Raw genomic sequence first — 19086 nt, 5'->3', positions numbered from 1 at the left:
CCTTATCCGGCCTACATGAGCGCCACGTAGGCCTGATAAGCGCAGCGCCATCAGGCAGTTCACGGTTTTAAGGTAGGTGATGTATGTGCGAACTGCTCGGGATGAGCGCCAATGTGCCAACCGATATCTGCTTTAGCTTCACCGGGCTGGTTCAGCGCGGCGGAGGGACCGGGCCGCACAAAGACGGCTGGGGTATTACGTTTTATGAAGGTAAGGGCTGCCGTACGTTTAAAGATCCGCAACCCAGCTTTAATTCGCCTATCGCCAAACTGGTACAAGACTACCCCATCAAATCCTGTTCCGTGATTGCCCATATTCGTCAGGCGAACCGTGGCGAAGTGGCGTTGGAAAATACCCATCCCTTTACCCGCGAACTGTGGGGACGCAACTGGACCTATGCTCATAATGGACAGCTCAGTGGCTATAAATCGCTGGAAACCGGAAATTTCCGCCCGGTCGGGGAAACCGACAGCGAAAAAGCTTTCTGCTGGCTGCTCCACAAGCTGACGGAGCGTTATCCGCGCACGCCTGGCAATATGACGGCAGTGTTTAAATACATCGCGATGCTGGCAGGAGAACTGCGGGAGAAGGGCGTCTTCAACATGCTGTTGTCTGACGGACGCTATGTGATGGCCTTCTGTTCGACCAACCTGTTTTGGATCACGCGTCGTGCGCCGTTTGGCGTGGCGACATTGCTGGATCAGGACGTGGAAATCGATTTTAGCTCAGAGACCACACCCAATGATGTGGTCACCGTGATTGCCACTCAACCATTAACCGGCAATGAAACCTGGCAAAAGATTATGCCAGGCGAGTGGGCATTATTTTGTCTCGGGGAGCGTGTAGTTTGATGCCAGTTGCGGCTGAACCACTTCGTGACTCAACGGCTTGCTGACGACGTAACGACCATTGACGACAGAAACGGTCGGTGGTTTACGTGTTTGTTCAAAGTAATCGTATCCCGGCTTTAACTGGGCCCAGAAATCTTTGTAATACGAGAACTTATGGCGTTGCATGTTGGCATCGGTCATGCGGAACGGGTAAATGCTAACCTGTACGCTGGACTGCCCGAACACCAGAGCACCGGTCACAAACTGGAAAATCTCATCAATGCCGTTGTCGGTCATTGCGTAGCAGCCGACGGAAACACAGGCACCGTGGATCATCAGGTACTTACCTTCATAACCGTGTGCGCGGTCATAGGCATTAGGGAAACCAATGTTAATCGCTTTATAGAAGCGACTATCTGGTTTCAGCTGTCCACGCTGAACGCTGTAAAACCCTTCCGGACTTTTGAAATCACCCTGACGCTGCTTCGGACCTAAGCCACCGGAATAATTACAGATCTTATAACTGTCGAGCAATTGATACTGTTCGCCCATCTTGACGTACAGATCCAAGGTTCGCTCTTCTTTGAAGATCTGGATATAAACGGGGGAGCCCATTAATTGCTGCTTATATTCTTTGCTGACAGGCGTAGTCGGGCTGCTGCTGCTCAGCAAACCGGCAAATGAAACGCACGGCAATAAAAGCATCGCAAGAAAAAATGCGATTTTACGCATACTGCTTATTCCTTGATAAAACGATCACACACGCCAGGACGGCAAAAAGAATCCCCAAATCGGATAAATCTGGATCTGGAGCGCTCACATTAGCACCAAGAGAGTTTTTCGCAAGTCTCTCGTGCGGCGTTTACACTTTAGTTTTTCTTTATACGGAAAATTGCGCTTAAAGGCAGTCAGACACTGGCGTATTTTGCTGGTTACTGCGCTTCATTGGGTCTTATTCGTGCTGGATGGATAATGGGTCTGGAACGGCCCAGCATTAGGTACAACCATACTTCTCACAACATAAAAATACTGTATACTTAAACAGTAATGTGGGAGACAAACGATGCGTAAAATCATACATGTCGATATGGACTGCTTTTTCGCGGCGGTGGAAATGCGCGACAACCCCGCCCTGCGTGATATTCCCATTGCTATTGGCGGCAGTCGAGAACGTCGGGGGGTCATCAGCACGGCCAATTACCCGGCGCGCAAATTTGGCGTGCGTAGCGCAATGCCAACTGGGATGGCATTAAAGCTGTGTCCGCATCTCACTTTATTACCTGGTCGTTACGAGGCCTATAAAGAAGCCTCCCGCCAGATTCAGGCTATTTTCTCCCGCTATACCTCGCTGATAGAACCACTTTCGCTGGATGAAGCCTATCTGGATGTGACCGACAGCACCCACTGCCACGGCTCTGCCACGCTGATCGCCCAGGAGATCCGTCAGACGATTTTTAACGAGCTGCAGCTCACCGCCTCCGCCGGGATTGCGCCGGTGAAATTTCTGGCAAAAATAGCTTCCGATCTCAACAAGCCCAACGGGCAATATGTGATTACCCCTGCCGATGTTCCTGCATTTCTCAAAACGTTACCGTTAGGCAAAATACCAGGCGTCGGTAAAGTCTCCGCCGCTAAGCTGGAATCAATGGGATTACGTACCTGCGAGGATGTTCAAAAATACGACCTGGCAATGCTGCTCAAACGTTTTGGTAAGTTTGGTCGCGTGCTGTGGGAGCGTAGTCAGGGCATTGACGAGCGGGACGTCAACAACGACAGGCTGCGCAAATCCGTCGGCGTGGAGCGCACGTTGGCGGAGGATATTCACGAGTGGTCAGAGTGTGAGGCAATTATTGAACGGCTGTATCCCGAACTGGAACGGCGTCTGGCAAAGGTAAAGCCGGATCTGTTGATTGCCAGGCAGGGAATTAAACTCAAGTTTAATGATTTTCAGCAAACCACGCAGGAACATGTCTGGCCGCGCTTAAATAAAGAGGACTTAGTTGCGACAGCGCGCAAAACCTGGGATGAGCGTCGGGGAGGGCGGGGCGTCAGGCTGGTGGGATTACACGTCACGCTGCTGGATCCACAAATGGAAAGACAGCTACTGTTGGGTCTGTGACTCAGAACAATTACCGGATGTCGGCGTAAACGCCTTATCCGGCCTACAAACCAGCGTGCAGGCCAGATGGCTACGTAACAACTTTATCCGGCCTACAAATCAGCATGTAGGCCAGATAAACGTAGCGTCATCCGGCATTTAGCGCAGAATCTTACTTCGCCGGAATAGACTTCAGCAGTTCAGTCAGCAGCGTCCAGTAATGGCCGACGCTTTCGATATGAACCTGCTCATCCGGGGAGTGCGGACCGGTGATAGTTGGCCCGATGGAAACCATGTCCATATCTGGATACGGTTTCTTGAACAGACCACATTCCAGACCAGCGTGGATGATCTGGATATTCGGCGTTTTGTTGAACAGACGCTGATAGGTTTCACGAACCAGGTGCATAACCGGAGAGTTAGCATCCGGCTGCCAGCCTGGGTATCCGCCTTTTGCCTGGGTTTTCGCGCCAGCCAGTTTACCCAGTGAATCCAGCATGCTCACCACGTAGTCTTTACCGCTGTCGATCAGGGAACGGATCAGGCAGTGAATTTCAACGTTGTCGTCAGTCATGGTGACAACGCCGACGTTCAGAGAGGTCTCTACCACGCCTTTGGCGACGTCAGAGTTGCGGATTACGCCGTTCGGGGTGGCGTTCAGCAGACGCACAAAGCTGTCGCGAGACTGAGCGGTCAGCGCGGCTTTGTCTTGAGTTACGGCATCCAGCAGCAGAGCCAGGTTCTTCTCTTTGGCTTCCAGTTCGTTTTTCAGGATTTCCTGATAGGTGTTGACCAGCGCTTTTAACGCATCAACTTTATCTGCAGCCACGGCGAGGGTGGCAAAGGCTTCACGCGGAATCGCGTTACGCAGCGTACCGCCGTTGAAATCAACCAGACGCAGATCCAGCTCTTCAGCGTGGCCCGCCAGGAAGCGTACCAGCAGTTTGTTCGCGTTACCGAGACCCACGTGGATTTCGCCGCCGGAGTGACCGCCTTTCAGGCCTTTTAACGTCAGCTTAAAGCTCTGGAATCCAGCCGGGATTGCTTCACGGGACAGCGGCAGGTTAGAGGTAAAGTCGATACCGCCTGCGCAACCCATGTAGATCTCACCTTCTTCTTCTGAGTCGGTGTTGATCAGGATATCTGCCTGCAGCCAGTTAGCCTGCAGACCAAACGCGCCATCCATACCCGCTTCTTCGGTCATGGTCAGCAGCACTTCCAGCGGACCGTGTACTACGCTGTCATCAGCCAGAACGGCCAGCGCAGACGCCATACCGATGCCGTTATCCGCACCCAGCGTGGTGCCACGGGCTTTCACCCATTCGCCGTCAATATAAGGCTGGATAGGATCTTTAGTGAAGTCATGCACGGTGTCGTTGTTTTTCTGCGGGACCATATCCAGGTGCGCCTGCAGAACGACCGGCTTGCGGTTTTCCATGCCTGCGGTAGCGGGTTTGCGAATCAGGATATTACCGACTTGATCGCGCTCGACGTGGAAACCTTTCTCTTGGGCCCAGCTCAGAATGTGTTCAGCGAGCTGCTCTTCATGATAGGACGGATGAGGAATAGAACAGATTTTGGCAAAAATATCCCATAGCGGTTGCGGGGATAATTGAGACAGTTCAGACACGTTGAGTCTCCTTGGCGATGTCCTACAAAACTTGCTTGCAGGCCACGGGGTTAGCAGAATTAAAAACACCACAAGTCAGGCTTGCGCGATGCGATTGAGAATACCACTTTCTCCGCTGACGGCTAGCATAAAGCATGCAAAAAGAGGCGCGGATTCCGCGAAACACTGGTTTTTAGTGCGTCAGATCTCTATAATCTCGCGCAACCTATTTCCCCCTCGAACACTTTTTAAGCCGTAGATAAACAGGCTGGGACACTTCACATGAGCGAAAAATACGTCGTCACCTGGGACATGTTGCAGATCCATGCACGTAAACTGGCAAGCCGCCTGATGCCTTCTGAACAATGGAAAGGCATTATTGCCGTTAGCCGTGGTGGTCTGGTGCCGGGCGCATTGCTGGCGCGTGAATTGGGTATTCGTCATGTCGATACCGTATGCATCTCCAGCTACGATCACGACAACCAGCGCGAACTGAAAGTGCTGAAGCGTGCCGAAGGCGACGGTGAAGGTTTCATCGTAATCGATGACCTGGTTGACACCGGTGGTACCGCCGTTGCGATCCGCGAAATGTATCCTAAAGCGCATTTCGTCACTATCTTCGCTAAGCCGGCAGGTCGCCCGCTGGTGAATGATTATGTTGTTGATATCCCTCAGGATACCTGGATTGAGCAGCCGTGGGATATGGGCGTGGTGTTCGTCCCGCCGATCTCTGGTCGCTAATCTAAAAAGTTTTCAACGCCTGGCCTTTGCCGGGCGTTGTTCTTTTTGTGCTGTGTCAGGTTACACTATGCCTTAGTGAGTACTCATGGAGGCTGCAATCATGTCACAGGCTAACCTCAGCGAAGTCCTGTTTAAACCCCGCTTCAAACACCCTGAAACGTCAACGCTGGTTCGTCGTTTTAATCACGGCGCGCAGCCGTCCGTACAATCCGCCCTGGACGGCAAAACCGTTCCACACTGGTATCGCATGGTGAATCGTCTGATGTGGATCTGGCGCGGCGTCGACCCGCGTGAAATCCTTGAGGTGCAGGCACGTATCGTGATGAGCGAAGCCGAGCGTACAGATAAAGAACTCTACGATACGGTTATCGGCTATCGCGGTGGGAACTGGATCTATGAATGGGCGAAGCAGGCGATGGACTGGCAACAGAAAGCGTCTATGGAAGAGGATCCGCAGGTGAGCGGACGCCACTGGCTGCATGCGTCTACGTTGTACAACATTGCCGCTTACCCACACCTGAAAGGCGATGAGCTGGCAGAGCAGGCACAGGCTTTGGCGAATCGCGCCTATGAAGAGGCCGCACAGCGATTGCCGGGCACGCTGCGTGAGATGGAGTTTCCCGTCGCTGGCGGTGCGCCGATCACCGGCTTCTTACATATGCCAAAAGGTGACGGTCCGTTCCCGACGGTGCTGATGTGTGGTGGTCTCGATTCCATGCAAACGGATTACTACACCCTGTATGAGCGCTATTTTGCCCCACGGGGTATAGCCATGCTGACGCTGGATATGCCGTCGGTTGGGTTCTCGTCAAAATGGAAACTGACTCAGGATTCCAGCCTGCTGCATCAGCATGTATTAAAAGCGCTGCCTAATGTTCCCTGGGTGGATCACACCCGCGTGGCGGCCTTCGGTTTCCGCTTTGGCGCTAACGTAGCGGTACGTCTGGCGTATCTGGAATCATCGCGTCTGAAGGCGGTGGCCTGTCTGGGGCCAGTGGTTCATGCGCTGCTTAGCGACCCGCAGCGTCAGGCGAGCGTCCCGGAAATGTACCTTGATGTACTGGCTAGCCGCCTGGGGATGCATGACGCTTCCGATGAAGCGCTGCGCGTTGAGCTTAATCGCTATTCATTAAAAGTGCAGGGCCTGCTGGGGCGACGCTGCCCGACGCCAATGCTCTCGGGATTCTGGAAGAACGATCCGTTTAGCCCGGAAGAAGAGTCACGTTTAATCACATCTTCATCTTCAGACGGTAAGCTACTGGAGATCCCCTTCAACCCGGTGTATCGCAATTTTGACAAAGGGCTGCAGGAAATAACCGGTTGGATCAATCAGAGATTGTGTTAAAAGTTTGCTAAATTTTAGCGATTTGGTAAAACAGGTGCTTCACCTAAGGAGATCGTAATGACGTTACCGAGTGGGCATCCGAAAAGTAGATTGATCAAGAAATTCACCGCGCTTGGCCCGTACATCCGGGAAGGGCAGTGCGAAGATAATCGATTTTTTTTCGATTGTCTGGCTGTTTGCGTCAACGTGAAACCCGCCCCTGAGAAACGCGAGTTCTGGGGCTGGTGGATGGAACTGGAGGCGCAGGAAAAACGCTTCACGTACAGCTATCAGTTTGGTTTGTTTGATAAAGACGGTAACTGGACGGCGGTGCCGGTGAAAGAGACTGAAGTGGTAGAGCGACTGGAATACACCTTACGTGAATTCCATGAAAAATTACGTGGCTTGTTGACGACGCTGAATCTGGCGCTGGAACCTGCTGACGACTTTAAGGATGAACCGGTTAAGTTAACGGCATAATGAACAGTAAAATGCCGGATGGCGGCGCAACCCCATCCGGCATTTTTTTTATGCTATATCAGAACTGGTAGACCATACCGACAGCAACGATGTCATCATCGTTGATGCCCAGTTTATTATCGCTATCCAGCTGGTTGATTTTATAGTCAACAAACGCGGACATATTTTTGTTGAAAAAATACGTTGCGCCCACGTCGATATAATTCACCAGGTCTTCATTGCCGACGCCTTCAATATCTTTCCCTTTAGAAAGCACATAACCCAGTGACGGACGCAGACCAAAGTCAAACTGGTACTGAACAACCGCTTCGAAGTTCTGTGTTTTATTGGCGAAGCCGCCGGAAATTGGCGTCATATTGCGTGTTTCAGAATAGAACGTCGCAATATAAATATCGTTAGCATCATATTTTAAGCCGGTTGCCCAGGCTTCAGCTTTATCACCCGTACCGCGAGTTTGCAGATTTTGCTGGTTGGTACGATCGGAGTTGGTATAAGCACCGCTCACTGCGAAATCGCTGCCGCCAAAGTCATAGGTAACAGAAGTACCAAAACCGTCGCCGTTCTGTTTTTTCACATCGCGATCCTGGTTTTTACCCTGGTATTGCAGGGTCAGATCCAGGCCATCCACGACGCCGAAAAAGTCGGTGTTACGGTAAGTTGCCAGACCGCTGGCGCGTTTGGTCATAAAGTTATCGGTCTGTGCGGAGGAGTCGCCACCAAATTCCGGGAACATATCGGTCCAGGCTTCCACGTCATACAGCGCGCCCAGGTTACGACCATAATCAAACGAGCCAAAATCTTTTAATTTCACACCGGCGAAGGCCAGACGTGTTTTTTGTTGGTTAGAGTCGCTTTCAGCTTTATTGCCGGCAAACTCTGCTTCCCAACGACCATAACCGGTTAGTTGATCGTTAATTTGCGTTTCACCTTTAAAACCTAAACGGATATAGCTTTGGTCACCATCTTTGCTGTCATAATCCGTCATGTAATGCATGGCTTTTACTTTGCCGTACAAATCCAGCTTATTGCCGTTCTTGTTATACACTTCCGCTGCCTGTACGGATGCCGACGCAACAATTCCCATCACCACTAATGCCAGAGTGCTCTTTTTCATTTTCATTCCTGATTAAAAGTACGCGCTAATATTCACTGGGTGTGATCCCCGTTAAAAGACAGGAGGGTTTTTAACGTCTGGCAATGAACGTTTTATGACAAAGTAAGAATATTTTTAAAAAAGGATGTTTTTTTGTTTCTGTAATAAATGCGTCAAAATCTGCCGCTACGCTTGCTGATCCTGCGCAATAAAATTTCATGCTTTGTGCGCTGGTTGTTGGCAACCGGGGCCAGTCCTGCTAAAACGTTCGTTTGATATCATTTTCCCCAATTTTGAATGGCAGAGAATCATGAGTGACAGCCAGACGCTGGTGGTAAAACTTGGCACCAGTGTGTTAACGGGCGGATCCCGCCGCCTGAACCGCGCCCACATCGTAGAACTGGTTCGCCAGTGCGCGCAGCTCCATGCCGCAGGGCATCGTATTGTTATCGTTACCTCTGGCGCGATTGCCGCCGGACGTGAGCATCTTGGTTACCCGGAGCTCCCGGCAACGATAGCTTCGAAACAGCTGTTGGCGGCGGTCGGGCAGAGCCGACTGATTCAACTGTGGGAACAGCTGTTCTCGATTTACGGTATTCATATCGGGCAGATGCTGCTGACGCGTGCAGATATGGAAGACAGAGAGCGCTTCCTCAACGCCCGCGATACGCTCCGCGCGCTGCTGGATAACAACATTGTTCCTGTCATTAATGAGAATGACGCCGTAGCGACCGCCGAGATTAAAGTCGGCGATAACGACAACCTCTCCGCGCTGGCGGCAATTCTGGCTGGAGCCGATAAGCTGCTGCTGTTGACCGATCAGCAGGGGCTGTTCACCGCCGATCCACGCACCAACCCGCAGGCTGAGCTGATTAAAGACGTGCACGGCATTGATGATGCGCTGCGCGCCATTGCCGGGGATAGCGTCTCAGGTCTGGGAACCGGCGGCATGGGCACAAAACTGCAGGCCGCCGATGTCGCATGCCGCGCCGGGATTGACACCATTATTGCCGCAGGCAGCAAGCCGGGCGTGATTGGCGACGTGATGGAAGGCGTTTCCGTTGGGACGCGTTTTCATGCTCAAGCCTCTCCGCTGGAGAACCGTAAACGCTGGATCTTCGGCGCTCCGCCTGCCGGAGAGATTACCGTCGATGAGGGCGCGACCGCAGCAATTCTGGAACGCGGCAGCTCATTACTGCCAAAAGGCATTAAAAGCGTGACAGGTAACTTTTCTCGTGGTGAAGTGATCCGCATCTGCAATCTCGAAGGGCGCGATATTGCCCACGGCGTCACCCGCTATAACAGCGACGCGCTGCGCCGTATTGCCGGACACCACTCACAACAGATCGACACCATCCTGGGCTATGAATACGGTCCGGTTGCTGTCCATCGCGACGACATGATCACCCGTTAAGGAACAGGCATATGCTGGAACAAATGGGCATTGCTGCCAAAGCCGCGTCATACAAGCTGGCGCTGCTCTCCAGTCGCGAAAAAAATCGCGTACTGGAAACCATTGCTGATGAGCTGGAAGCGCAAACGGAAAGCATCCTCAGCGCGAACATACAAGATGTTGAGCAGGCGCGAGCCAACGGCCTGAGCGAAGCGATGCTCGACCGCCTGGCGCTGACGCCGGCGCGTCTGAAAGCGATTGCTGACGATGTGCGCCAGGTCTGTAATCTTGCCGACCCGGTAGGGCAGGTGATTGACGGCGGCCTGCTGGATAGCGGTCTGCGTCTGGAGCGTCGTCGCGTCCCGCTGGGCGTGATTGGCGTGATTTATGAAGCGCGTCCAAACGTCACCGTTGACGTTGCCTCCCTGTGCCTGAAAACCGGCAATGCGGTGATTCTGCGCGGTGGGAAAGAGACCTACCGGACCAACGCCGCGACCGTGGCTGTTATCCAAAAGGCGCTGGAAGCCTGCGGTTTACCCGCGGCTGCCGTACAGTCAATTGATAACCCGGACCGCGCGTTGGTCGCTGAAATGCTGCGGATGGATAAGTACATCGATATGCTGATCCCTCGCGGTGGCGCGGGTCTGCATAAGCTGTGCCGTGAGCAGTCGACGATCCCGGTCATCACCGGCGGTATTGGCGTATGCCATATTTATGTTGATGATACCGCGGAGATCGCCCCGGCCCTGAAGATTATCGTTAACGCCAAAACCCAGCGTCCAAGCACCTGTAACACTGTAGAAACTCTGCTGGTGCATCAGGATATTGCTGAGCGTTTCCTGCCTGCGTTAAGCCAAAAGATGGCGGATAGCGGTGTTACGCTGCACGGTGATGAAATCGTGATGCAAGTTCTGCATGGCCCTGCCAAACTGGTGCCACTAAAACCGGAAGAGCTGGATAACGAGTTTCTGTCTCTGGATCTGAACGTTGTGGTGGTCGAAAATATGGATGGTGCTATCGCCCATATTCGCGAACACGGTACCCAGCACTCGGACGCCATACTGACGCGCACGCTCAGCAACGCCAACCGTTTCGTGAATGAAGTGGACTCTTCTGCCGTGTATGTAAACGCCTCTACTCGTTTTACCGATGGCGGCCAGTTCGGATTGGGTGCGGAAGTGGCGGTGAGCACGCAAAAACTGCACGCGCGTGGCCCAATGGGGCTGGAAGCACTGACCACATATAAGTGGGTTGGCTTCGGTGACGACACGATCCGGGCGTAATTGAAAACGGGCGATGCCATAATAGCGCTCTTAATTTTAAAGCTATTAAGGCATCACCCAGTTAATTCTAATCTTCACCCCGCTGCCGCATTTTTTATCCTGCGTTTTTAACATCATCCGCACCCGTCTGGTTCTGACCTATGCATTCTCTGGCGCCAGAAAGGCGGCGGATCACAGAATTTTCCCTGCCTGCATGAATTTTCCTGGTCTTCGTTTCACGTATTGTTCCCATGGCCCGATCTATTAGAATCAATCTCATTTTTATGAGGAGTTGTTGCGTGAAATCGGATATTCACAAACTTAGCATTCCTGTTGTGCCGCTTGGCAACCCGTTTCCTCCCCGTCATTGTTCGCTGTGCCCAAAGGGAGCGGCGATTGATCGTGATAATCAATACAAATTAATAGACAAAAGAAGGCGGTTTAAAGCTGGGGAGATACTCGCTCGGCAGGATGAAACCGCGGATATGCTTTTTGTTATCCATGAGGGGTACTGCAAGTCCAGCGTGGAATGTGGCGATAACGTTTTTATCAGCCGCTTTTATGTTCCGGGAGATATCATGGCGCTGGATGCTGTCGAAGGGGGGAAGTACCTGACAACGATTAAGGCGGCAACGGCTGCGGAAGTTTGCCACATTGATATTGCGCGGTTGTTCAAGGTAGCAGAGAAGGAGCCTTCGGTTGCTGCCGCAGTCATCAAGTTTCTCTGCAGGGATAATGGATTCATTGTTGAAAAACTGCGGCGCTATGCGAATAAACATGCTGAGGCCAGGATCGCGGCTTTCCTGGTGGAATTTTACGAGATGCATTTGCGCATCGGCAGGCCAGAAACGACGCTTCGCTTGCCATTTTCTCGGGAGGAAATTGCCAGTTATCTCGATCTTAAAATTGAAACCGTTAGCCGCTCATTAAAATCACTTGAACAGCAGAATTTGATTACCTTACATAGGGTACGTACCGTAACTATTAATAGTTATCTTGGTTTAAAACGTTTTATCTAATTTTCTATTTAACGATAATCATTATCTCTCCTGATAAGCCAGGAATATTCATTTTATATGGAAAATTCCTGGTTTTAATTTTGTCAAATAATTATCAATTAGAATGTGGTTTCTGTAGGTGAATGATTTTTTTATAAGAATATTCCCGCGCAAATGGATATATTATGAGAATTTTCTTGCGACGTTAAAAATTTAGCATAATTGCAACAAATAATAAGCATCATAGAGAAACTATGGAGGTGTTAATTATCTTTATGTTTTGTAAGGGTTTTGCTCTCGTGGTATTTGTATGATCTTTTTGATATTTATCAAAAACATAAAAAAGATGAATTGTTTGATTTGTCTTATTTATTTGGGTGATAGTTCTGAGTCATGGTGTTATTTAAGTAAATTAAACTTAGGAAACTTCTTATATTATCGTTTTAGTGGGAAAATTCTTAGTCTTTTTGTAATTTTTGCGTTTCAGGGTTTGTTGAGATGTTACTTAATTCAAATGATAATTTTTGGGCGCGGCAATTATGGCTCGCAATTAATGGAACCGCTGGAGTGACTTAATAATAAGACTCGGTGGTGAGTTTGTTCTTAGGAGAAGATAAAAATGAAAAAATTATTATTAGTGACCTCTCTGGCGTCTGTATTTGTTGCGGCAAATGCAATGGCAGATGTCACTGCTTCTGCAACGGCCTCGTGGGACGCGACGGCAACAAAAGATACCACCAGCATGTTGGTCGTCACTCCGCTGAACTCTTTGACTTTCCAGTATGCGGAAGGTCTGAATGGCTTCAACTCCCAGGATGGCGCGTTTGATGTGACTATTCAGGGCCAGGAAACGGCAACTGATTTTGAACTGACCGCTCAGATTATTAGCAATACTCTGACCAACGCCAGTGGCGATGCGTCTACCCTGAACGTAGGGGTGGCATGGAATGGCACCGCGTTGACTAATTCATCAGATACTGTCCTGGTAAATTCCAGCTCGACTTCTGGTCTTGAAAGCCTGATGGCTGATGGCGCTTACAACGGTGCTGACCGCGTCAGCGATCAATCCAACTTCAAATTCACCATTGCATCTGCGACTTCTGATGGTAGTACGCCGGTAACGGATTACTCTGCACTGCCAGACGGCTATTGGACTGGTGATGTAAAAGTACAGTTCAATGCAACCTGGACGACTCCGTCCGCCTAAGAAATAAAATTTCGGGAGGAGAAATTCTCCCGAATTTATCAGGAATGGTGTCATGAATAAATATTTACCGGCAGCAATGTTGGTAGGGTTGGTAATCTCTTTTTCCAGCTGGGCAATTAACGTTGGTGATATCACGTCGATAATGACTTCTGCTGAGAGTTCATTATCGAAAGAAATTACTAATACGACAGATTCGGCTCGTTATGTCAGCGTATCGGTAAAAAAACTGTCATCACCTTTAGCGGGCGGAGTCGAAATAAAACCCGTTAATTCCGGGGGATTACTCTCTACGCCTGCCAATCTAATTCTGCCTGGTCAGGCAAAGGATGTTTTTCGCTTCTTTTATAAAGGGCCAGCTGATGATGTCGAGCGTTATTATCGTCTGCAATGGATAGATGAGCCGGTCACCGAGAGCGCGGAAACCCGGGCCAATAAATTCGCTGTTGCGACAGCGTCAGCAGAAATTGGAACGATTTTGGTTGTTGCGCCGCGAAAAGAGCGTTTTGAATATAATCGTAATGGTGATGTTATTAGCAATACTGGCAATGTTTCATTTCGAGTAATCGCCTATGGGGCTTGCAAAGATAATGCTCGCGATCAGGGGCGGGGCTGTCGTGAACGTTATTACATTATGCCAGGTACAAAAATAAAACTGCAGTTCACCGACATTAGTAATAGCCGCTCACGCATTGGGATCTGGCACGGTAAGCAGTTTATTACAGTGAAGTGATGGTCAATAGCAGCCATCTGTACGGGAAAAATAAAAATACCGGATTGTAAGGATGCATATGACAACAACATATATTGTTGGCGGTAGCATTTGTCTTTTTCTTGCGCTGACACCAGGAACTTCACATGCAGCCCCAGTAAAAGTGGGTAATTACGTTATTCCCAGCGCTTTCGCTCGTTCACTGGAGCAGGGAATGACGGTGCCGGTTTATATCCGTTACAACGAGACTGATGAGAAAAGTCAGCAAAAAATTGCCGATGCGGTGATTTCGCTTGTTGATGGCAATATTACAGTTAAAGCACTGACTCTTGCTGAATTGCCCAATAATGCTGTGTTATCCGAGAAAACCCGCGCGTTAGTGGAAAAAATCCGTGATGTAAAGTTTCACGATAATACGAATATTGAACTGTCAGATGATGCTCGACTGCAACTTAATGTCTCATCATTTCACCTGGAGATGATTGTCAGCAAAGATGCGTTAACTGAAGCGATTGTCGCGCGCAGTAGCTTGCTTGGACCTTCCAGCGTTGAAACTCTGTCTAACGTCCTGAACTACAACTTTGGTACCTACTATAACGATTACCGAAATGGCAGCAGTACCCGCAGCTATCTGACGATGGACAATACAACATCGCTGCGGGAGCACCACATTAATGTTAACGGTTCGTTTTACGGCATCGGTGACAGCAATGGTACCAGTAAACTTTATCGTGCGATGTATGAGCGCGATTATGAAGGGTATCGACTGGCGCTGGGGATGCTTGATACATGGAATGTCCAGTCTATTGCCAGCCTGAATGCGCTGAATGGTGGGAAAATTTACGGTGTGAGCTACGGGAACAAAGGAAGTACGGTTGTTGAGAATACCGCGCTTTCACTCACGCCGATTACCGTATTTTTGCCAGCCGCTGGTGAGGTTCATGTCTTCCGCGATGGACGTTTGCTCAGCGTGCAGAACTTTAATATGGGCAGCTATGAAATTGATACCAGTCGCTTTCCGTATGGTGTTTACGACGTCACGGTAGATATCGTGGTCAATGGGCGGACAATTAATAGTCGTGTCAGCCGGGTTAATAAGATCTTTGCTCGCCAACAAGCTGCCGGAGTTCATCAGCTCTCATGGCAGTTTTTTGGTGGTTCGCTGGATTATGATCGGGTGAGCTATAAGCGTAACCACTATCAGGATTTGGGTAATGAGCAGACCTGGATTGCCGGGGGGGCGGCATCGGTGACGCTGACGATATTGTCGGGGCTGGGCCTGAAATCAACGATCTACGGTTTTGACAACAATGCGGTTAATGAAACGGATGTCACGCTGAATGTGAATGAATACGTCAGTATTGGCAATCAGATGTTGGTAGCGAACGATTCATCATGGCGAAACATCAGTAACATTAATCTCAATGTCCCTGAGGGATATGGTTCCCTTTGGGCATCTCGTGAAGACAGTAAAATTGGCGATCGCTTGCCTATGCAGGAGCGTGATAACTATTCCATTGGCGGAACTCTTAACCTCGGAAAGTTTATTCCTCATGGTGGTTCACTCACTGTTAGTCAGACGGAGAATCGTTACTCAGGCAATAAATACCGTAATCTGGATTACAACACGACTCTCTATTCGGGAAGGTATGCCACGATTGGGTTACGTGCAGGAATTCAGCGTTATTACTACAACAACCGAAATGACGATGGGCGACAGGAACGTTATGTCAGCCTGGACTTATCGTTGCCGTTGGCGACCTGGTTGAGCATGGGCGTCTCCCGAGATCGCTATGGCAGCACCCAGGGTAATATCAGTGCACGAAAACAGTATGCTGAAGGGCCGATTAAATCGGTCGGATTATCGGCATCAACGCGTCTGAGTGGTGAACAGTATTACGACAATAATTATTCGGTAAACGGCAATCTAAGTTATGACACGAAATATAACGCTGGCACCGTATCGGTAACGCGTTCTGCTGACAACTCCACCAATATGAACTTTTCTTCCCAAGGTTCTCTGGCATGGGCAGATAAAGACTTCGGTCTGAGTAAAGAGAGGCAGCGTTCTGGCGTTATCGTAAAAACAGATTTGACCGGCGAGGGGAAACTGGCTGCGAAGATTAATAACCGCAATTATCGCCTCAGCGGTAAATCAAACTTCATTGCACTGCCGCCCTATGCTCAGTACAAGCTGGAAATCCTCAATGATAAAAATTCTGAGGACAGCTTCGATATTGTTTCAGGACGCAAACAGGAGCTGACGCTATATCCGGGTAACGTGGGAGTTATCAACCCTGAAGTGAAAAGCATGGTCACCGTATTCGGTCGCATTCGTTATCCCGATGGACAGTTGGCTGCAAATACCGATATTCATAACCACATCGGTAAAACACGTACGGATGCAAAAGGTGAGTTTGCTATCGATATTGATAAAAAGTATCCGGTTATTACGTTAATTTCTGCCAATGGCAGGATATGTGAAGCCGATCTGGATCTGGAAAAAGCACGCGGCGCTGCGTGGGTTGGCGATGTGAAATGTGCAACGCAAACCACGATGGCACAACGATAAGGTATGAATAATGAATAAATCTCTTTCCCTTATTCTCGGCTGTGTCTTTGCCGCGTTATCTCCATCCGCCTGGGCGCTCTCGGCTTCCACTCAGGCGGCGGTCAACAACAACTATTTGTTTATAGAAAACAATGTTGATAACGAATACTTTATTACCCCGTCCTCTCTCGATCCTCGCATTAGTGGGTCGAACACCTGGGTAAAATATGGAAACGACCAGGATAGCCTGGGATATATGGGTATCGTTGGTTGGGTAGCCAATACCTCATATTACAAGGATATGTGGATTGATAATTCGCCAATCAGTGAACCATTCCGGGGTATTCGTTGCACTACTGGTGCTAATTGCCCTGCATCTGGCTATATTGCTGCCGAGCTAACCGATCAATTTGGTTTTTATCACACCAAAGCAACCGGATCCGGAATCGCCGGTGGATACTATGGTTTTGCATCGCTGACAGACTCGGCGTATGAATACTTTCGCAATATGTCGGTCGGAAGCGCAGAGACATATAACCTTAATTTTTGTCGAACCACGATTGACTATGATTATGCGGCTGGGCAACGTTGTAAAGACCAGAGCAGCGGTAATTGGTATATCAGACCTTATACATTAAATAAAATAGGTCATTTATCTTTGGTTTCTACCAATGCATTTCAGGAGTTATGGGTTGCCAGTGATGGCACCCCGAGCATCACTAAAGACAGTGGTTATTGTGAGCTGGGTGTGGTCAGTCGTGAAGATGGCGTTATCTGTAAGATGATTTCATATAATTTAAATCAAACCAGCAATCTGACGGCTTCACTACGTATTCGTATGTACGCAGATAGCGGTTTGCTCGGTTTTACGCCTGCGGCTGCCACAATAAAATATTCTGGTGATGGTCAAACCTGGACTAACTTTAGCTCGACGTCGGTTTATTATAATGTTTTTAGTAATAGTGGTGAGTATGTCTATGTTTTTCTGTCGAAAACGTTCCTGAAAAATATGGTGGATCGTGGCGTCAGTATCACCAACAGCCAACCATTTACATTTGCTTTTACAAATAGCGTGACGCCAGAGTCGGGGTATTACCAGTTTACTCCTTCGCTACAGCTCAATATTGTTCCAAAGGAATATGGGATCAGTATTATCTCATCGGATAACAGCACCTCGGCAAGCGGCAGCGGCACAATTGGCGAGACCGCTCCGATTGAGATGGATTACACCGTGACGGTCTCGGGGCCTCGTCAGGCTGATAGCATTACCGCACAAGTTATTGGGGAAAGTACGACGATAAACAATGTGCCTTATTGCCTGTTCACCTCTACGCAAGGTGGGTTATCTGTCCCCATTCCCGCCTTCCTTCAGTACAACAGTCAGTCGGGTGGCGTGGTACAGAAACGAAATAGTTGTAGTGAAGCGGCAATCAGCATGAGAGATGCGCAATGGCAACAGACGCCCTGGGACGCAAATAATACAGATGATGGAAGCTACTTTGCGACTGATTTAAAATTGCTTTTCCCAATGAATGATTCGCGTTCGATGTTGACCGTTTCCGGTGCGGATTGGGAAGGTGTTGTCAGTGCCAGCGGAGAGATAAAAGTGACGGCGAACTGGGTGGGAGTGACGCCATGAGCCACTGTCGTTTGGCGCTAAGATGGATATTGGCCTTGCTTTCCGGGCTGGCGGTGTTCTCCGCACAGGCCGTCTACCTGGAGTCGACTATTTATGAGATGCCATCGGATAAATCATTTATCAGTAAACGAATCTATAACGATAGCCAGAAACAGAACGTGTACAGTATTAGCGCAGTTAAAATAGATAAACCGGGACCGGGAGGTGAAAACAGAAGTGCTATTGCCGAAGGCGAACTTTTGTTTACTCCGCTCCGTTTTTCACTGGCACCGCAGGCAAGTGAGTTTTTTAAGATTTTCTATCGTGGCCCGCAGGATGATAAAGAACGCTATTACCGAATACTGTTTCGTGAAATGCCGATAACGCTGTTTACCGAGCGTAATCAAGGGAAAGGCGGACAGGCTCTCCCGGTGATCGCTATGGATACCATATTGGTCGTTCGTCCGAGGAAAATGAACCTGGCCTACACCATTGATGAGATAAACGGGACGTTGAAAAACACAGGGAATACTTTTTTCAAAATTATCGTACACCAGGGGTGTCACTCAACTGATGATGAAGCCACCATGCGTTATGTGTTACCGGGGGAGACCTGGCATAGTAGTGAGTTGAAAACAAAAAACCGGAAATTTATCGTAGCGTTGCAGAAATACCTACCCGTGGGTCAGGGTTGCTTAAAGCTTAATCATTAAGGGTGTTGGGTCTGAACCAATATGCCCTGATTATATATTGAACCTATACTGTCACTCGCTATAGAAAATGTAGCAATAAATTTAGAGTCGATGAAACAATATGTCGTGCATATTGCCGGAAATGTTTATGAATACAAGATCTACGACATCCTCTCTTAGTTTGTCGGTCAGCATAAACTACGGTAATATGTTATTCTGTTGGCCATTGTAGTTATATGTTTTGTAAATTTTGTATTTATAGCTTTTTGTTTTGTAATGAAGTGAAAGTGAGTAAAGGGATTTGTACTGATTAAGAAATGGAGTTTTTTCTTTTTCAATTTTTAAATGGAACTTACGGTGTGATGAGAATACTCATATGGATAACTGTGATTATAAATTCTGAATTTACGTGATATGGCTTATGGATAAAGTTATATCACGAATCGCCTTGTGATTATTGGAGGTCGAAGGTGTTGTATAT

General features: G+C 49.1%; 16 protein-coding genes. 13 read left to right on the top strand and 3 right to left on the bottom strand.

Features of this window, described 5'->3' with window-relative positions:
* Nucleotides 1–83 precede the first annotated feature (83 nt).
* Entirely contained in the window at nt 84–851 is a 768-nt protein-coding gene (locus OGY04_RS13900) for a class II glutamine amidotransferase (RefSeq protein WP_003031388.1), read from the top strand.
* Here the strand turns inward: OGY04_RS13900 and dpaA are convergent.
* Nucleotides 822–1562 (bottom strand): peptidoglycan meso-diaminopimelic acid protein amidase, encoded by a 741-nt coding sequence (dpaA, locus tag OGY04_RS13895; protein WP_008783787.1) that lies wholly within the window; start codon nt 1560–1562, stop codon nt 822–824. The two genes, OGY04_RS13900 and dpaA, sit on opposite strands and share 30 nt — an antisense overlap.
* A gap of 331 nt (nt 1563–1893) precedes the next feature.
* Here dpaA and dinB point away from each other — a divergent pair, with 331 nt between their 5' ends.
* Nucleotides 1894–2949 carry a DNA polymerase IV gene (gene dinB / locus OGY04_RS13890; RefSeq protein ID WP_133085833.1) on the top strand — a complete coding sequence of 352 codons (1056 nt, stop codon included), beginning with the start codon at nt 1894–1896 and terminating at the stop codon, nt 2947–2949.
* Between the two features lie 151 nt (nt 2950–3100).
* Here the strand turns inward: dinB and pepD are convergent, their stop codons facing one another.
* Entirely contained in the window at nt 3101–4558 is a 1458-nt protein-coding gene (gene pepD / locus OGY04_RS13885) for a cytosol nonspecific dipeptidase (protein WP_008783788.1), read from the bottom strand.
* Between the two features lie 261 nt (nt 4559–4819).
* On the opposite strand from pepD, the gene gpt reads away from it, so the two are divergent.
* From gpt to crl, 3 genes are all read left to right on the top strand, one after another.
* Nucleotides 4820–5278 carry a xanthine phosphoribosyltransferase gene (gene gpt, locus OGY04_RS13880; protein ID WP_003031380.1) on the top strand — a complete coding sequence of 153 codons (459 nt, stop codon included), beginning with the start codon at nt 4820–4822 and terminating at the stop codon, nt 5276–5278.
* 100 nt (nt 5279–5378) lie between these two features.
* A complete protein-coding gene (frsA, locus tag OGY04_RS13875; protein WP_186413696.1) occupies nt 5379–6623 on the top strand; it encodes an esterase FrsA in 1245 nt (414 codons plus the stop codon).
* Nucleotides 6624–6680: 57 nt separating this feature from the next.
* Nucleotides 6681–7082: a sigma factor-binding protein Crl gene (crl, locus tag OGY04_RS13870; protein ID WP_008783790.1), complete on the top strand. Its 402-nt coding sequence runs from the start codon at nt 6681–6683 to the stop codon at nt 7080–7082.
* Nucleotides 7083–7140: 58 nt separating this feature from the next.
* Here the strand turns inward: crl and phoE are convergent, their stop codons facing one another.
* Nucleotides 7141–8196 carry a phosphoporin PhoE gene (phoE, locus tag OGY04_RS13865; protein ID WP_153687913.1) on the bottom strand — a complete coding sequence of 352 codons (1056 nt, stop codon included), beginning with the start codon at nt 8194–8196 and terminating at the stop codon, nt 7141–7143.
* Nucleotides 8197–8485: 289 nt separating this feature from the next.
* Between phoE and proB the strand changes: the two genes are divergently transcribed.
* The 8 genes from proB to OGY04_RS13825 all read left to right on the top strand — a co-directional run bounded on the left by proB (nt 8486) and on the right by OGY04_RS13825 (nt 18626).
* Nucleotides 8486–9589, top strand: coding sequence for a glutamate 5-kinase (gene proB / locus OGY04_RS13860; protein WP_003031373.1), 1104 nt, complete (start codon nt 8486–8488; stop codon nt 9587–9589).
* Nucleotides 9590–9600: 11 nt separating this feature from the next.
* Entirely contained in the window at nt 9601–10851 is a 1251-nt protein-coding gene (gene proA / locus OGY04_RS13855) for a glutamate-5-semialdehyde dehydrogenase (RefSeq protein ID WP_103015305.1), read from the top strand.
* Nucleotides 10852–11129: 278 nt separating this feature from the next.
* Nucleotides 11130–11849: a Crp/Fnr family transcriptional regulator gene (locus tag OGY04_RS13850; RefSeq protein ID WP_213752980.1), complete on the top strand. Its 720-nt coding sequence runs from the start codon at nt 11130–11132 to the stop codon at nt 11847–11849.
* Nucleotides 11850–12447: 598 nt separating this feature from the next.
* The gene (gene ecpA, locus OGY04_RS13845; RefSeq protein WP_003830835.1) at nt 12448–13035 is read left to right on the top strand and encodes a common pilus major fimbrillin subunit EcpA; all 588 of its coding nucleotides are present in this window, start codon (nt 12448–12450) and stop codon (nt 13033–13035) included.
* Between the two features lie 52 nt (nt 13036–13087).
* Nucleotides 13088–13765, top strand: a complete 678-nt coding sequence (locus OGY04_RS13840) for an EcpB family pilus assembly chaperone (protein WP_286585419.1) — start codon at nt 13088–13090, stop codon at nt 13763–13765.
* 58 nt (nt 13766–13823) lie between these two features.
* Complete coding sequence (locus tag OGY04_RS13835; RefSeq protein WP_286585418.1) at nt 13824–16316, top strand: CS1-pili formation C-terminal domain-containing protein; 2493 nt, start codon at nt 13824–13826, stop codon at nt 16314–16316.
* 10 nt (nt 16317–16326) lie between these two features.
* Nucleotides 16327–17934 carry a fimbrial adhesin EcpD family protein gene (locus tag OGY04_RS13830; protein ID WP_103285729.1) on the top strand — a complete coding sequence of 536 codons (1608 nt, stop codon included), beginning with the start codon at nt 16327–16329 and terminating at the stop codon, nt 17932–17934.
* Nucleotides 17931–18626, top strand: coding sequence for a fimbrial biogenesis chaperone (locus OGY04_RS13825; RefSeq protein WP_048226424.1), 696 nt, complete (start codon nt 17931–17933; stop codon nt 18624–18626). The genes OGY04_RS13830 and OGY04_RS13825 overlap by 4 nt, the downstream gene beginning before the upstream one ends.
* Nucleotides 18627–19086: the final 460 nt, after the last annotated feature.

It is taken from the genome of Citrobacter sp. Cpo091 (genome assembly GCF_030332645.1).
GTDB lineage: Bacteria > Pseudomonadota > Gammaproteobacteria > Enterobacterales > Enterobacteriaceae > Citrobacter > Citrobacter portucalensis.
The sequence above is the reverse complement of the archived record's forward strand: the minus strand, read 5'-3'. Positions and strand labels throughout refer to the sequence as shown.

Coding starts and splice junctions, on each gene's coding strand:
- OGY04_RS13900 (WP_003031388.1), top strand. CDS start 84: ATGTGCGAACTGCTCGGGATGAGCGCCAATGTGCCAACCGATATCTGC.
- dpaA (WP_008783787.1), bottom strand. CDS start 1,562: ATGCGTAAAATCGCATTTTTTCTTGCGATGCTTTTATTGCCGTGCGTT.
- dinB (WP_133085833.1), top strand. CDS start 1,894: ATGCGTAAAATCATACATGTCGATATGGACTGCTTTTTCGCGGCGGTG.
- gpt (WP_003031380.1), top strand. CDS start 4,820: ATGAGCGAAAAATACGTCGTCACCTGGGACATGTTGCAGATCCATGCA.
- frsA (WP_186413696.1), top strand. CDS start 5,379: ATGTCACAGGCTAACCTCAGCGAAGTCCTGTTTAAACCCCGCTTCAAA.
- crl (WP_008783790.1), top strand. CDS start 6,681: ATGACGTTACCGAGTGGGCATCCGAAAAGTAGATTGATCAAGAAATTC.
- phoE (WP_153687913.1), bottom strand. CDS start 8,196: ATGAAAAAGAGCACTCTGGCATTAGTGGTGATGGGAATTGTTGCGTCG.
- proB (WP_003031373.1), top strand. CDS start 8,486: ATGAGTGACAGCCAGACGCTGGTGGTAAAACTTGGCACCAGTGTGTTA.
- proA (WP_103015305.1), top strand. CDS start 9,601: ATGCTGGAACAAATGGGCATTGCTGCCAAAGCCGCGTCATACAAGCTG.
- ecpA (WP_003830835.1), top strand. CDS start 12,448: ATGAAAAAATTATTATTAGTGACCTCTCTGGCGTCTGTATTTGTTGCG.
- OGY04_RS13840 (WP_286585419.1), top strand. CDS start 13,088: ATGAATAAATATTTACCGGCAGCAATGTTGGTAGGGTTGGTAATCTCT.
- OGY04_RS13835 (WP_286585418.1), top strand. CDS start 13,824: ATGACAACAACATATATTGTTGGCGGTAGCATTTGTCTTTTTCTTGCG.
- OGY04_RS13830 (WP_103285729.1), top strand. CDS start 16,327: ATGAATAAATCTCTTTCCCTTATTCTCGGCTGTGTCTTTGCCGCGTTA.
- OGY04_RS13825 (WP_048226424.1), top strand. CDS start 17,931: ATGAGCCACTGTCGTTTGGCGCTAAGATGGATATTGGCCTTGCTTTCC.